This window comes from Stutzerimonas tianxiuensis (assembly GCF_053470365.1).
The window spans coordinates 42,678-56,295 of record NZ_JBPVWS010000015.1; the positions used below are offsets into that span (position 1 = coordinate 42,678).

At 60.1% G+C, this 13,618-nt stretch carries 11 protein-coding genes and 3 tRNA genes; 5 read left to right on the plus strand and 9 right to left on the minus strand.

Annotation, left to right across the window (positions count from 1 at the left end):
- Positions 1–66: 66 nt before the first annotated feature.
- Complete coding sequence (gene uvrB, locus ACSSNI_RS17825; protein ID WP_448259844.1) at positions 67–2,082, minus strand: excinuclease ABC subunit UvrB; 2,016 nt, start codon at positions 2,080–2,082, stop codon at positions 67–69.
- 336 nt (positions 2,083–2,418) lie between these two features.
- Here uvrB and ACSSNI_RS17830 point away from each other — a divergent pair, with 336 nt between their 5' ends.
- Positions 2,419–3,615: an amino acid aminotransferase gene (locus ACSSNI_RS17830; RefSeq protein ID WP_448259846.1), complete on the plus strand. Its 1,197-nt coding sequence runs from the start codon at positions 2,419–2,421 to the stop codon at positions 3,613–3,615.
- A gap of 51 nt (positions 3,616–3,666) precedes the next feature.
- Positions 3,667–3,742, plus strand: a tRNA-Asn gene (locus ACSSNI_RS17835).
- A gap of 534 nt (positions 3,743–4,276) precedes the next feature.
- Here ACSSNI_RS17835 and ACSSNI_RS17840 read toward each other — a convergent pair.
- From ACSSNI_RS17840 to ACSSNI_RS17850, 3 genes are all read right to left on the minus strand, one after another.
- Entirely contained in the window at positions 4,277–5,029 is a 753-nt protein-coding gene (locus ACSSNI_RS17840) for an FKBP-type peptidyl-prolyl cis-trans isomerase (RefSeq protein ID WP_178114585.1), read from the minus strand.
- A 232-nt stretch (positions 5,030–5,261) separates the two neighbouring features.
- Positions 5,262–5,338: transfer RNA gene (locus ACSSNI_RS17845), tRNA-Asp, on the minus strand.
- 13 nt (positions 5,339–5,351) lie between these two features.
- A tRNA-Val gene (locus ACSSNI_RS17850) sits at positions 5,352–5,427 on the minus strand.
- A gap of 213 nt (positions 5,428–5,640) precedes the next feature.
- Here ACSSNI_RS17850 and rdgC point away from each other — a divergent pair.
- The 3 genes from rdgC (at position 5,641) to ACSSNI_RS17865 (ending at position 8,759) form a co-directional block, all read left to right on the plus strand.
- Positions 5,641–6,561 (plus strand): recombination-associated protein RdgC, encoded by a 921-nt coding sequence (gene rdgC / locus ACSSNI_RS17855; protein ID WP_102834712.1) that lies wholly within the window; start codon positions 5,641–5,643, stop codon positions 6,559–6,561.
- A gap of 179 nt (positions 6,562–6,740) precedes the next feature.
- Positions 6,741–7,055 carry a quaternary ammonium compound efflux SMR transporter SugE gene (gene sugE / locus ACSSNI_RS17860; protein ID WP_102834713.1) on the plus strand — a complete coding sequence of 105 codons (315 nt, stop codon included), beginning with the start codon at positions 6,741–6,743 and terminating at the stop codon, positions 7,053–7,055.
- A 426-nt stretch (positions 7,056–7,481) separates the two neighbouring features.
- Complete coding sequence (locus tag ACSSNI_RS17865; protein ID WP_102834714.1) at positions 7,482–8,759, plus strand: hypothetical protein; 1,278 nt, start codon at positions 7,482–7,484, stop codon at positions 8,757–8,759.
- 85 nt (positions 8,760–8,844) lie between these two features.
- Here ACSSNI_RS17865 and ACSSNI_RS17870 read toward each other — a convergent pair whose 3' ends face one another.
- From ACSSNI_RS17870 to ACSSNI_RS17890, 5 genes are all read right to left on the minus strand, one after another.
- Positions 8,845–9,171, minus strand: a complete 327-nt coding sequence (locus tag ACSSNI_RS17870; RefSeq protein ID WP_102834715.1) for a thioredoxin family protein — start codon at positions 9,169–9,171, stop codon at positions 8,845–8,847.
- Between the two features lie 126 nt (positions 9,172–9,297).
- Positions 9,298–11,175 carry an MFS transporter gene (locus ACSSNI_RS17875; protein WP_448259850.1) on the minus strand — a complete coding sequence of 626 codons (1,878 nt, stop codon included), beginning with the start codon at positions 11,173–11,175 and terminating at the stop codon, positions 9,298–9,300.
- Between the two features lie 97 nt (positions 11,176–11,272).
- Positions 11,273–11,599: an AzlD domain-containing protein gene (locus ACSSNI_RS17880; RefSeq protein WP_102834717.1), complete on the minus strand. Its 327-nt coding sequence runs from the start codon at positions 11,597–11,599 to the stop codon at positions 11,273–11,275.
- A complete protein-coding gene (locus ACSSNI_RS17885; RefSeq protein WP_200637864.1) occupies positions 11,599–12,312 on the minus strand; it encodes an AzlC family ABC transporter permease in 714 nt (237 codons plus the stop codon). Before ACSSNI_RS17885 ends, ACSSNI_RS17880 begins: the two co-directional genes overlap by 1 nt.
- 214 nt (positions 12,313–12,526) lie before the next feature.
- Positions 12,527–13,099 (minus strand): GNAT family N-acetyltransferase, encoded by a 573-nt coding sequence (locus tag ACSSNI_RS17890; RefSeq protein ID WP_448259853.1) that lies wholly within the window; start codon positions 13,097–13,099, stop codon positions 12,527–12,529.
- Between the last annotated feature and the right edge of the window lie 519 nt (positions 13,100–13,618).

Sequence of the window (13,618 nt, forward strand, 5' to 3'; positions counted from 1 at the left end):
CAGGACTGCAAGCCCGCACCGCGGCGCCGGCTTAGGCACATCAGAACATGCGCTGAGCGCCAGCCATCAAACCTGCAGCAAGCGCTCACGCAGCTTGTGGATTTCGTCGCGGGTCTGCGCGGCGGCCTCGAATTCCAGGTCGCGCGCATAGGCGAGCATCTTTTCTTCCAGCTGGCGAATCCGCTTGGTGATTTCGCTCGGCGAGCGTAGCTCGTTTTCGTAGCGCGCCGCTTCCTCTGCTGCCTTCGCCTCGCCACGGCGTTTTTTACTGCGCGAGCCTGGCACAGTGGCGCCTTCGAGAATGTCCTTCACATCCTTGAAAACCCCTTGCGGGACGATGCCATGCGCCTCGTTGAACGCGATCTGCTTGTTGCGTCGGCGCTCGGTTTCGCCAATGGCTCGCTCCATGGAGCCGGTCATATTGTCGGCATAAAGAATGGCGCGCCCATTGAGGTTACGGGCCGCGCGGCCGATGGTCTGGATCAAAGAGCGCTCGGAACGCAGAAAGCCCTCTTTGTCGGCGTCGAGGATCGCCACCAGCGACACCTCGGGCATGTCCAAGCCTTCGCGCAGCAGGTTGATGCCCACCAACACATCGAACACTCCCAGGCGCAGGTCGCGGATGATCTCAACCCGCTCCACCGTGTCGATGTCCGAGTGCAGATAACGCACCCGCACGCCGTGGTCGCCGAGGTAATCAGTGAGGTCTTCAGCCATGCGCTTGGTCAGCGTCGTGACCAGCACCCGCTCTTCCTTGACCACACACTTGTTGATTTCCGAGAGCAGATCGTCGACCTGAGTCAGGGCCGGCCGCACCTCGATCTGCGGGTCCACCAGGCCCGTAGGACGCACCACCTGCTCGATCACCCGACCGGCATGTTCCGCCTCATAGGGCCCCGGAGTAGCGGAGACGAAAATCGTCTGCGGGCTTATTGCCTCCCACTCATCGAAACGCATCGGCCGATTATCAAGAGCCGACGGCAACCGAAACCCGTACTCGACCAGCGTTTCCTTGCGCGAACGGTCGCCTTTGTACATGGCGCCGACCTGCGGCACGCTGACGTGGGACTCGTCGATCACGAGCAACGCATCGGCCGGCAGGTAATCGTAGAGGGTCGGTGGCGCTTCGCCGGAGGCTCGACCCGACAGATAGCGAGAGTAGTTCTCGATGCCGTTGCAGTAGCCCAGCTCCATGATCATTTCCAGATCGAAACGGGTGCGTTGCTCCAGCCGCTGCGCCTCTACCAGCTTGTTGTTGCTACGCAGGTAGTCGAGGCGATCTTTCAGCTCCGCCTTGATGTTCTCGATGGCGTCCAGCAGCGTTTCCCGCGGCGTGACGTAGTGGCTCTTGGGGTAAAAAGTGAAGCGCGGCAGCTTGCGGATGACCTCGCCAGTCAGCGGGTCGAACGCAGACAGGCTCTCCACCTCATCGTCGAACAGCTCGATACGCACCGCTTCCAGATCCGATTCGGCTGGATAGACATCAATCACATCGCCGCGCACGCGAAAGGTCGCACGGGCGAAATCCATTTCATTGCGGGTGTACTGCAGACCGGTGAGTCTGCGCAGCAGCTCACGCTGATCCAGATGATCGCCTCGATCGATGTGGAGCACCATTTTCAGGTAGGTTTCGGGGCTACCCAGACCGTAAATGCAGGACACTGTGGTCACAATGATCGCGTCCGACCGCTCCAGCAGCGCCTTGGTCGCTGATAAACGCATCTGCTCGATATGGTCGTTGATCGACGCATCCTTCTCGATGAAGGTATCGGACGACGGTACATAGGCTTCCGGCTGGTAGTAATCGTAGTAGGAGACGAAATACTCCACCGCATTGTTCGGGAAGAAGGCCTTGAACTCCCCATAGAGCTGGGCTGCCAACGTCTTGTTTGGCGCAAGCACCAGCGTGGGCCGCTGCACGTGGGCGATCACGTTGGCGATGCTGAAGGTCTTGCCGGACCCCGTTACACCCAGCAACGTCTGGTGCGACAAGCCGGCCTCGATGCCTTCGATCATCTGCCGAATGGCTTCAGGCTGGTCTCCGGCTGGCTTGAAGCGCGTGACCAATTCGAACTGCGACATATCGACCTCTTCAGATAGCGAGACGACTCGAAACATGAATATTCGAGCCGCTAGGACGGTGTTTCCAGACGTGCAACGTGCTGCTGGCGACGCGGCGCGCAGCAACCACAACCCCTTTCAATGCGGGCTCGCCCAGCGATATCAAGTGCTCGGGCGACGAGCAGGCAAGGCCATGAAAAATCGCGGCCTCCGCTGGGCTTAAACCGACAGAAAAACCGCCCTAGCATATCGCGACGCAAGCCTAGTCCCGTTATACTCTTGCCCCGTTTGCGCACCGCCCTCAGCGCGAAGCGAGGGTGCTGCATCAGTCACCTCCTCTCTTCGAGCCTCCCCATCATGAGTTTGTTCTCCGCTGTCGAAATGGCGCCGCGCGATCCGATCCTCGGCCTCAATGAAGCCTTCAATGCCGACACGCGGCAGAACAAGGTCAACCTGGGGGTGGGCGTCTACTACAACGAAGAAGGTCGGATTCCCCTGCTGCGCGCTGTCGCTGCCGCCGAGATGGCGCGGCTGGAGCTGAACGCGCCACGCGGCTACCTGCCGATCGAAGGTATCGCCAGCTACGACATGGCCGTGCAAGGCCTGTTGTTCGGTGCCGACTCGACGTTGGTTGCCGATGGCCGCGTGGTCACCACCCAGGCACTGGGCGGCACCGGCGCACTCAAGATCGGCGCGGACTTCCTCAAGCGCATGTTGCCCGATGCGGTCGTGGCCATTACAAACCCAAGCTGGGAAAATCATCGCGCACTGTTCGAGGCCGCCGGCTTTCCTGTGCAGAATTACAGCTATTACGACGCGGCCAGCCATGGCATCGACCGGGCCGGCATGCTCGAAGATCTGAACAACCTGCCGCCCCGCTCCATCGTCGTTCTGCATGCCTGCTGCCACAACCCGACCGGTGTCGATCTGCAGCCGGAAGACTGGAAGCAGATCCTCGAAGTACTCCGCGCCAACGACCATGTACCCTTTATCGACATCGCCTATCAGGGCTTCGGTGACAATATCGAAGAGGACGCTGCTGCAGTGCGCCTGTTCGCCGAATCAGGCATGAGCTTCTTCGTCTCCAGCTCCTTCTCCAAGTCGTTCTCGCTGTATGGAGAACGCGTCGGCGCGCTGTCGATGGTGACTCAGAGCCGCGACGAATCAGCCCGCGTGCTCTCGCAGATCAAGCGTGTGATCCGCACCAACTACTCCAACCCGCCGACCCATGGCGCCACGGTGGTGTCCGCCGTGCTCAACAGCCCGGAATTGCGGGCCATGTGGGAGACCGAACTCGGCGAGATGCGCACCCGAATCCAGGACATGCGCCTGACCATGGTGCGCCAGCTGGCTGGAAAAGGCGCCAAGCAGGATTTCAGCTTTGTCGCCAAACAACGCGGAATGTTCTCTTACTCAGGACTCACGGCCGCTCAGGTCGAGCGGCTGCGCGTCGAATTCGGCGTATACGCGATCGGCACCGGCCGCATCTGCGCCGCAGCACTGAACCATGGCAATCTGGACCATGTAACCGACGCCATCGTGCAGGTCCTGTAACTGCCGAGGGGTTGACTTCCCCTTAGTTATCATTAGGATACGCACCGCTGTTCCGCGATAGCTCAGTCGGTAGAGCAAATGACTGTTAATCATTGGGTCCCTGGTTCGAGTCCAGGTCGCGGAGCCAACTTCAAAGCCTCAGACGATTGTCTGGGGCTTTTTTGTATCCACGGGACTCTCACCAGGGACGCTGTCCCAGGTTATTCGCTTCGCTCACCCCTACGGGGCCGCGCTGAAGCGCGTTCTGCTGCGCAGTCGAGTCCAAGTCGCGGAGCCAAATCAAAGCCTCAGACGATTGTCTGGGGCTTTTTGGTATCCACGGGACTTTCACCAGGGACGCTGTCCCAGGTTATTCGCTTCGCTCCCCCTACAGGGCGGCGCTGAAGCGCGTTCTGCTGGCAGGCCATATACGCCGCGGAGTCGACCTCAAAGCATCAGGAGATTTTGCCCTCAGAGGACAGTAATGCGGTACGAGAACAGCCTACAGGAGCCAGCTTGCTGGCGAACCGAGCTCAACGCTTGCTTCGCGACGGCATAGACACTGACCGCAGGTACGCTCGCCCCTACAAAGGGCATGCCCCGCAAACCATTTCGAACACCATGACAACTCTGAAAACAAAAACACCCCGCATCTGCGGGGCGTTTGGTTGGCGCGGAGCAGTTACTCCTTGGTCGCCTCGATAGCTTCTTCGACCGCTTCCGGCGGAGGCGTTGCCTCAGCCTTCTCGTCTTTGATACCCAGCAGCTCCAGGTCGAAGACCAGAACGGAGTTGGCCGGGATCAGCGGGCTCGGGCTCTGCTCGCCATAGGCAAGTTCGCTCGGAATATACAGCTTGTACTTCTCACCTACGTGCATCAGTTGCAGTCCTTCGACCCAACCTGGAATCACGCCACCAACAGGCAGATCGATCGGCGTGCCACGCTTGATGGAGCTGTCGAAGACCGTACCGTCAGTCAGGGTGCCTTCGTAGTGAACAGTGACGACATCGTCCGGACCCGGCTGGGCGCCGTCGGATTCTTTGATCACTTCATACTGCAGGCCAGACTCAGTGGTCTTCACGCCTTCACGCTTGGCATTTTCTTCGAGGAACTTCTTGCCGGCGCTAACCGCCTCCTTGTTCATCTCGACCATGCGCTCTTCGGCACGAGTCTGCAGGTAAGCGAAGGCTTCCATCAGTTCTTCATCGGTCAGCTGCTGGTCTTTCTTGCCGAGCGCATCATCGATGCCTTGCGCGACGGCTGTCGAATCCAGATCAGCCAGGCCTTCCTGCGCCAGGCTCTTGCCCATATTCAGGCCGATGCCGTAGGAGGCTTTCTGCGCCGGCGTTTCCAGCTTAGCGCTGGTTTCCGAATCACAGCCCGCCAGGACCAGGCCAACCAGGGCTATCGCCGACGCCAAACGTTGAGGTCTCATTCTGTTTCCTTATTACCCAAGAAGTGGTGCAAAAACATTGCCGGAGCTTAGCAGCGAGCTCGGGCAGTGGCTACCGAGCACACCGCGCTAATAGGTAAAGACAGTGAAAAGCACAGAAGTGCCGCACGAAACGACGAAACAGATGAAGGGAAAAATCGAGGACAAAAAAAAGCGACCCTAAGGTCGCTTTTTTTGAGCTATCAAGGCGTTCAGTGGTCCTTGATGGCAAATTTGGCGCAGCGGACGGGACTCGAACCCGCGACCCCCGGCGTGACAGGCCGGTATTCTAACCGACTGAACTACCGCTGCGCTAAACCTCGAGTGGTGGGTGATGACGGGATCGAACCGCCGACCCTCTGCTTGTAAGGCAGATGCTCTCCCAGCTGAGCTAATCACCCGTTTGCTCTCGAAGTGGGGCGCATTCTAGAGATGGATCTGGACCTTGGCAACCCCCTTTTGAAAAAAAAATTGAAGAACTTACAAAGACTTAGGAAACACTCTGTTTAAGAGCCATTTTTGTGGTTTCCATCGGCATTGCTCCCGCGCAGGGTTGGCCTGCGTTCGCCAGAGGGGAATAATGCGCGCTTTGCTTTTACCGGAGTTTCCATCGCATGTGGTTTCGCAACCTGCTCGTCTACCGTCTCACTCAGAACATCCCTTTCGATGTCGAGACACTTGAAACCGCATTGGCCGCCAAGCCCGCCCGCCCCTGCGCCAGCCAGGAACTCAGTACCTACGGTTTCGTCGCCCCCTTCGGCAAGGGAGAGGATGCACCGCTGGTGCATGCCAGCCAGGGGTTCCTGCTGATCTCCACCCGCAAGGAAGAACGCATCCTGCCCGGCAGCGTGGTCAAGGACGCGCTGAAGGAAAAGGTAGACGAGATCGAAAACGAGCAGATGCGCAAGGTCTACAAGAAAGAGCGCGAGCAGCTCAAGGACGACATCATCCAGGCCTTCCTGCCTCGTGCATTTATTCGCAAGTCCGGCACATTCGCGGCCATCGCGCCGGAGCAAGGTCTGATCCTGGTGGATGCTTCCAGCCCGAAGCGCGCCGAAGATCTGCTTTCCACGCTGCGTGAAGCCATTGGTTCGCTACCGGTTCGCCCGCTGACCGTGAAAATTGCCCCATCGGCCACCATGACCGACTGGGTCAAGACGCAGAAAGCCGCGGACGACTTCTTTGTCCTCGACGAGTGCGAGCTGCGCGATACCCATGAAGATGGCGGCGTGGTGCGCTGCAAGCGTCAGGACCTCACCAGCGATGAAATCCAACAGCACCTGGAAGTCGGCAAGCAGGTGACGCAGCTGTCGCTGGGCTGGCAGGACAAGCTGTCCTTCGTGCTGGATGACAAGATGGTGATCAAGCGTCTGCGCTTCGAAGAGCTGCTGCAGGATCAGGCCGAGCAGGACGGTGGCGACGACGACCTCGGCCAGCAGGACGCCAGCTTCTTGCTGATGATGCTGACCTTCAAGGAGTTCCTCCCGGCGCTGTTCGAAGCGCTGGGTGGTGAGGAGATTCCGCAGGGCATCTGATCGGCCTTGTGCGCCGCCGGTTGAGACTGGCGGCTTAGACGCACGTTGATATGCCGAACCGGGCCGGGCCCATTGCCCGGACCATCGCATCGTGGACAATAGCGCCAGCTGAGGACGACCTCAGGCTGCACCACTCACCGGGGACGGCCCCACCCAATCACCGTCCTGCCGAGGTGCATATGTCCTGGATCATTCTGTTTCTTGCCGGCCTGTTCGAAATCGGCTGGGCTGTCGGGCTGAAATACACCGATGGCTTCACCCGTCCCCTTCCCACGCTGCTGACCATTGCGGCAATGGCCGCTAGTCTGGGCCTGCTCGGGCTCGCCATGAAAACGTTGCCACTGGGCACCGCCTATGCCGTGTGGACCGGGGTGGGCGCAGTGGGAACGGTGATCGCCGGCATCATCCTGTTCGGCGAATCGATGAGCCTGCTTCGCCTGGGTAGCGTGCTGCTGATCTGCATTGGCCTGCTTGGCCTGAAGCTCAGTCATTGAATGCACCAGGACGACTGGCGACAGAGACCGGTCGGATACAAACAGCACTGGCGGGATATGCCCCCCGCGGGCAGGGCCAGTCAATACGGCCGCTTCCCAGCCACCCAATGCCGCGGCTGAAGCGTTGCGACATGACGCTGCCGCTAGCGAATCGCAACCCACTCCCCGCCGCGTAATACCGAGGCAGATGCCCAAGCATAGAGGCCGTCCACCACAGAGAGCTTAGGAACAAGCCTCTGCACGAGCTCCCAACCATACCGCTCGTCATAAAAGCGTCGATAAACAAGCGAATCGACATTTATCTGTCACGACCAACTTCTAGGATTGATGAAGTTCCAGGACTGATTCGCAGTAGCTGCCGCCTAGCAGACCTGCGCAGCCGCCCAGTCAGGAGCGACACGCATACAAAATCCATGGAGAGATTAAATGTTCAAGTGCAAGCCCCTCGCAGCCGCCATCATCGCGATTCTGGCCACCCAGGCACACGCCGCAGACAACAGCGCAGAACAGAATCAGTCCGGTGCGGACAACATTGTGGAAGTCACCCAGACTGGCGGTCAGGACAACCTTTCTTATCAGGCCCAGACAGGGGCAGGCAACGATGGCATGGTGACCCAGACCGGGGCCACGATGTCCGATGCCGTGCAAACCCAGACTGGCAACCAGAACTTCGCTGACATCGTCCAGACCACGACCGAGCAAACCGAAGCGATCCAGCTGCAGGACGGCGAGAACCATGACGCGAGCATCGTTCAGAGCGACTCCTTCGGCGCCACCGCCCGCCAGTACCAGCAGGGCAGCTTCAACACGGCATACACCGAACAGACCGCCGCTGACCTGAGCACCGCCGTGATCGACCAGGACGGCAGCGACAACTTTGCCGAGTCCATTCAGAGCAGCACAGAGCTGAGCGTTTCGGAGCAGCGCCAGGTCGGCAATGACAACGTCTCGCTGGTCTGGCAGGAAGGCGGCGCGCGCAATGATGGCGTGGTCAATCAGGAAGGCAACGGCAACGAAGCGACCGTCTATCAGATGAACGTCTTGGACTCCATCGCCGATATCGACCAGCAAGGTGATCTGCAGGTCGCGTCCGTTACGCAGGGAGGCACCGATCACAGCGCAGATATCGAGTCCAACGGACTGCAGAACGAAGCCTATATAGACCAGAGCGGCTCGCTGCAGACCGCATCGATCTACCAGGACGGCACCGCCAACAGCGCCGACATCTTCCAGGTAGGCGATGGCAACACCGCCAGCACCGAGCAAACCGGGAACAACAACTATGCCATCGTCGATCAAGACGGCAGCATGCAAACCGCTTCGCTGCGACAGGCAGGTGAATACAACGAGGCCTATGTCACTCAGGAAGGCACCGATCATCTGATCGATTTCGCCCAGGACGGCACCGACAACCTGCTCACGGTGACCCAAACCGGAAATGGCAACGAGCTGACCGGCTCCAGCTACGGCGACAACAACCGTGTGGATGTACTGCAGGGCGGCGACCTCAACGTGGCCGACATTCAGCAGATCTACGGCTCAGACAACGAGGTCAGCCTGACACAGACTGGCGAAGCCAATCTCGCGCAAGTCATGCAAGGCGGTGCCGGCAACCACGCGATGCTGACCCAGAGCGGCATGGGCGACTCTGCAATCGTGTCGCAGATGGGTTCGGGCAACATGGCCACCGTGACTCAGCAGTAATGCGTATGGCAGCCGGCCTCCGGTCGGCTGCCATACATCTTCAATACGCCATCAACCGCTGCCATGCCTAACATGCCGGTTCAGATCAACTCTGATCGGCAGCCTTGGCTGCGGCTTCCCTTACCGCATCGGCACTGGTCGGTCGCACCACCCGCGACAATTCCTGCCCAAGGCGGACGAATACCAGCGTTGGCCACAATTTGACGCGGTAGCTGCGCCCGAGCGGCCGCCCCTGGCCATCTTCGATCTTGATGTGGTTGATCTGCGGAAAATCAGCCAAAGCCCGCTCGACATGCGGCTCCGCGGAACGGCAATGGCCGCACCAATTGGTGCCAAAGTCGAGCACTGTTATCCCGTCCAGCGAATCGACCTCGGAACGTGTGATGGTTTCTGTCTTGTATAAGTCGGCCATGCTTCATCTCCGGTCCTGTTCTCTTAATCGACCCCGACTCGACGCGAGCGATCCATGCCCTTGCTTGAGCACGCTGAGATGCATGACGCCTTAACCCTTGGTGCCCTGAATGCAGACACTTGCTGCCTAGCGCCGGTCGCCACGTAACAGACTGACTTGCGCCTGTAGCTGCTCACGACTGGCTTCGCTGGCGACGACAGGCGAACTGGCGACTAGATCTACCTGCGACCAGATCCGCCGGAAGAAGCCTTTATCCGGATCGCGACTGAAAAAGCTGCCCCACAGCCCTCGCAGGGCCATCGGCACCACGGGCACAGGATTGGCCTCGAGGATGCGCTCGACTCCCGCCTTGAACTCGTTGATGTCGCCGTCGGTGGTGAGCTTGCCTTCGGGGAAGATGCACACCACTTCGCCATCGCTGAGGTAGCGGCTGACGCGCTCGAACGCCTGGGTGTAGATCGCCTCGTCTTCGTGTCGCGCAGCGATGGGCACTGCGCCTGCCGTGCGAAAGATGAAGTTCAACACCGGGATGCGGAAGATCTTGTAGTACATGACGAAGCGAACGGGTCGGCGCACCGCTCCGGCAATCAACAGCGCATCAACGAAGGACACGTGGTTGCAGACCAGTACCGCCGGCCCCTCATCCGGGATCGCATCAAGTCCTTGCTGGCGCACCCTATACATGGAGTGGCCGAGCAACCAGACCAGGAAGCGCATGCTGAATTCCGGCACGATGCTGAAGATATAGGCGCTCACGGCCACGTTCATCAGCGACACCACGAGAAACAGCTGCGGAATCGACAGTCCCACGACACTCAGCAGCAAGATCGCCACAATCGCAGAAATGACCATCAGCAGCGCATTGAGAATATTGTTTGCCGCCACCACCCGCGCCCGCTCGTGCTCAGCGGTGCGCGACTGAATGAGCGCATACAGCGGCACAATATAAAACCCGCCGAATACACCGATCCCCAGCACCGAGGCGAGAATCCACCAGGCCTGCCCGATACTCAGCAGCGTTTGCCAGTCGTGAGGCACTGCAGCCTGCGGAAAGTCGCCCGAACACCACCACAGCAGCAGACCGAACAGCGTCAGGCCAAAGGAACCGAACGGCACCAGGCCGATTTCAACCTTGTGTCCTGAGAGCCGTTCGCAGAGCAGCGATCCGAGGGCGATGCCCACTGAGAAAACCGTCAGGATCAGCGTGACGACGGTTTCATCGCCGTGCAGCAGATCCTTCGAATAGGCCGGGATCTGCGTGAGATAGGTCGCGCCGAGAAACCAGAACCAGGAGTTACCAATCAGCGAGCGCGACACCGAGAGGCGCTGTCCCAGGCCCATGCGCAGGATCGCGCCGGTCTGACGAAACAGATTCCAGTCCATCTCGAGTGTCGGTAAGGACGCACCGGTCGCAGGCACGGCTCGGCTGGCGAGATAGCCGGCAACCGCTACCAGTACCACGCTGCCTGCTATCAGCTGCGCATACCCGTCAGTGGCCATCATGACGCCAGCCGTGATGGTGCCAGCAAGAATGGCCAGAAAAGTCCCCATCTCCACCAGCGCGTTGCCACCGACCAGCTCGTGATCCTCGAGCAGCTTGGGCAATACGGAATATTTGACCGGCCCGAACAGCGCGGACTGGGTGCCCATGCAGAACAGCACGGCCAGCAGCAACGGCAGGTTGCCGAGCAGCATGCCCGCGCCGCCAGCGAGCATGATGAAAATCTCACCGGCTTTGATTGCCCGGATCAGTCGCTCCTTGGCGTACTTCTCGCCAAGCTGGCCACCCAGCGCCGAGAACAGGAAGAACGGCAGGATGAACAACAGCGCGCACAGGTTGATCAGCAGGCTGCTGTCGGCATTCGTGCCGATCTTGTAGAGGATCGCCAGGATCAGCGCCTGCTTGAACAGATTGTCGTTGAAGGCCCCTGACAGTTGCGTCAGGAAGAACGGCAAGAAGCGCCGCTTACCGAACAGAGTGAACTGGGAATGAGGCTTGGTCATCGATCCGCTTCCATGGAAAACATGTTGGTTCTTTGAGCCTCCAGGGTCCGGCAAAAGCACAGCACTGCCACGCGCGTGTCGCGGACTGGGCGATACGTCACAGCGGCAACTGCCCGAACGCCCAGCGCAACAGAAAGAAGGCCAGCAACCCGCCCGCGATAGTTGCCAGCAGGTTTCGGCTGAAGGCCGCGATCAGGATCGACAGCACGCCCGCCAGCAGATAGGCGTTACGCCAGTCCAGCCACCATTCGCCTGCTGGCATCAGCATTCCTGGCACCACGATGGCGGTCAGCACCGCGACCGGCACGTAATGCAGCCCCTGCTCCACCAGGCGTGGAAAGCGCAGGTTGGGCCAGGCGAAGAAGCTGAATCGAGTCAGAAAGGTGATCGCCAACATTCCGAGAATAAGTAGCCAGATCTGCATCAGCACACCTCCGTTTGAAGCTGCCTCTCGGCCCGGCGCTCCAACCAGACACCCACGACAATGCCGGCCAGCGCGGCGGCGATCAGACCGAGCTTGTAGGGCAGTTCCCAGGTCAACAGCGCGACGACCGCTGCCACCAGCGCTGATGCCACCTGCGGGCGGGTGCGCATCATGGGTACGGCGATGCCGATAAAGGTGGCAATCATGGCGAAGTCCAAGCCCCAACTGGCAACGTTTGGCACAGCTTGACCAAAGGCGATACCAGCCAGTGTCGCCAGCTGCCAGCTCAGGTACATGGTCAGCGCAGCACCGAGGAAGAACCAGTGCTTGTGCGGCGATGCGTCATCGCGCGCATATCGATGCTGGATCACGGCGAAAGCTTCATCGGTCAGCCAGAACGCCAGCGGCACACGCCAACGGCCAGGAAGGTGCCGAACGAAGGGCTGCATCGAGGCGCTGTAGAGCGCGTGGCGCAGATTGACGACGAAGGTCGTGAGCAGCACCACCGCTGCCCCAACGCCACCGGTGATCAAGGTGATGGCAATGAACTGCGCCGAGCCGGCGAAGACCAGGGCAGACATGCCCATGGCCTGCCAGCCGGACAGCCCAGCACCTATGGCCAGGGTTCCGAAAATGATGCCGAACGGAATCGCGCCGACGATAAGCGGCAGAATATCGCGGCAACCGTGCAAGAACTCTTGCGAGCGGGACATCGGGGCTCCTTAGGTATGCACCGCAAACGATGATGAGCTACGCACCGCCGTCGTGGCCGGAGCATAGGGAAGGTTGAAGACAGGCGGATGAACGCTGAAGCAGCGCTGGAGGGGCCCAACATTACCCCAAGTCGAGGCCCGAGGGCGATGGCCGGCACCTGAGGTGTTGATACCGGCCGAAATCCAAAAAGTCGAACCGAACTCGGGCGGCCAGCTAGGGTTCAGCGCATGTGTTCTCCAGCAAACGCTTGACGGCCGGCCACTCGCGGTCGGTGATGCTGTACAGCGCGGTGTCATCCAGGCGGCCGTCGGCGAGGCGGCGGTGATTGCGCAAAAGCCCCTCCCGCTGGGCTCCGAGCTTTTCGATGGCGCGCTGGGAGCGCAGATTGCTCACCGCGGTTTTCAGCTGCAGACGCACCAGCTGCCAGTCCTCGAAGGCATGCCTGAGCAACAGGTATTTGATCGCAGCATTGAGCCCGCTGCCATGCTCGACCTTGTCCAGCCAGGTCCAACCCAGTTCTGCGGCTGGCAGCGAAGGATTGAAATCAGCAAAGCGGGTGGTGCCAACAATGCGTCCGGCCATGCGCAGGGTGAAGACCACGGCACGACCCTGATCCTGATCGGCGAGCGCCAGGCGATACCAGTCGGGGCGCAAAGGCCCGCTCAGGTAGATCAGTTCGTCGCGGTTGTGGTTGGCCAGTTCGACCAGGGCCGGGATATCGGCGTCCACCAGCGGCTCCAACCGCAGCGCTCCCCGCTGCAAGGTGACTGGCCCTGGCATGAACATCGCGGTTTCTCCTGACATGGATGGAATGAGGCGCTGCTGTTATCTCAGCGGCGACGGTAAGTGTGCCGGGGCATGAATGACCAGCGCGGCGCGACCAAGCGGACGTGCACCTCGGTGGCTCGCTCCTGCTCAACGGCAATCACGCGGTACTGACTCTGCAAATTGCCACTATGACCAAGCAGGTTGTCTATCGCAGGGCTTTGCGCCGGATCCAGCCATACCTGCCGCGCTCATGCGACCATGGTCGCAGCCGCAACACGCCGCCCCGTTTTACTGCGAAACTTTACCCATTCAACTATCAACGAGCGGTAATTCCGGCCATCCGAAACCTGCAGAGTTTGAGCAGCACCCAAGCACTATCCCGGTAGCCTCCCATCTATCGGCTGCGCCTGAACGCAGCTCGAGTGATCAGGCCGCCTACCGGGCAAACGTGAGTGCTGCCCAACCCGGTATGACTCGACCACCCGGCAGAAATGGCCAGGCTGAAGCCCGCTTGATTTATGTGTATCTGGAGTTCGC

Excerpts from the sequence above, each read along its gene's own strand:
- uvrB (WP_448259844.1), bottom strand. The coding sequence starts at position 2,082 with ATGTCGCAGTTCGAATTGGTCACGCGCTTCAAGCCAGCCGGAGACCAG.
- ACSSNI_RS17830 (WP_448259846.1), top strand. The coding sequence starts at position 2,419 with ATGAGTTTGTTCTCCGCTGTCGAAATGGCGCCGCGCGATCCGATCCTC.
- ACSSNI_RS17840 (WP_178114585.1), bottom strand. The coding sequence starts at position 5,029 with ATGAGACCTCAACGTTTGGCGTCGGCGATAGCCCTGGTTGGCCTGGTC.
- rdgC (WP_102834712.1), top strand. The coding sequence starts at position 5,641 with ATGTGGTTTCGCAACCTGCTCGTCTACCGTCTCACTCAGAACATCCCT.
- sugE (WP_102834713.1), top strand. The coding sequence starts at position 6,741 with ATGTCCTGGATCATTCTGTTTCTTGCCGGCCTGTTCGAAATCGGCTGG.
- ACSSNI_RS17865 (WP_102834714.1), top strand. The coding sequence starts at position 7,482 with ATGTTCAAGTGCAAGCCCCTCGCAGCCGCCATCATCGCGATTCTGGCC.
- ACSSNI_RS17870 (WP_102834715.1), bottom strand. The coding sequence starts at position 9,171 with ATGGCCGACTTATACAAGACAGAAACCATCACACGTTCCGAGGTCGAT.
- ACSSNI_RS17875 (WP_448259850.1), bottom strand. The coding sequence starts at position 11,175 with ATGACCAAGCCTCATTCCCAGTTCACTCTGTTCGGTAAGCGGCGCTTC.
- ACSSNI_RS17880 (WP_102834717.1), bottom strand. The coding sequence starts at position 11,599 with ATGCAGATCTGGCTACTTATTCTCGGAATGTTGGCGATCACCTTTCTG.
- ACSSNI_RS17885 (WP_200637864.1), bottom strand. The coding sequence starts at position 12,312 with ATGTCCCGCTCGCAAGAGTTCTTGCACGGTTGCCGCGATATTCTGCCG.
- ACSSNI_RS17890 (WP_448259853.1), bottom strand. The coding sequence starts at position 13,099 with ATGTTCATGCCAGGGCCAGTCACCTTGCAGCGGGGAGCGCTGCGGTTG.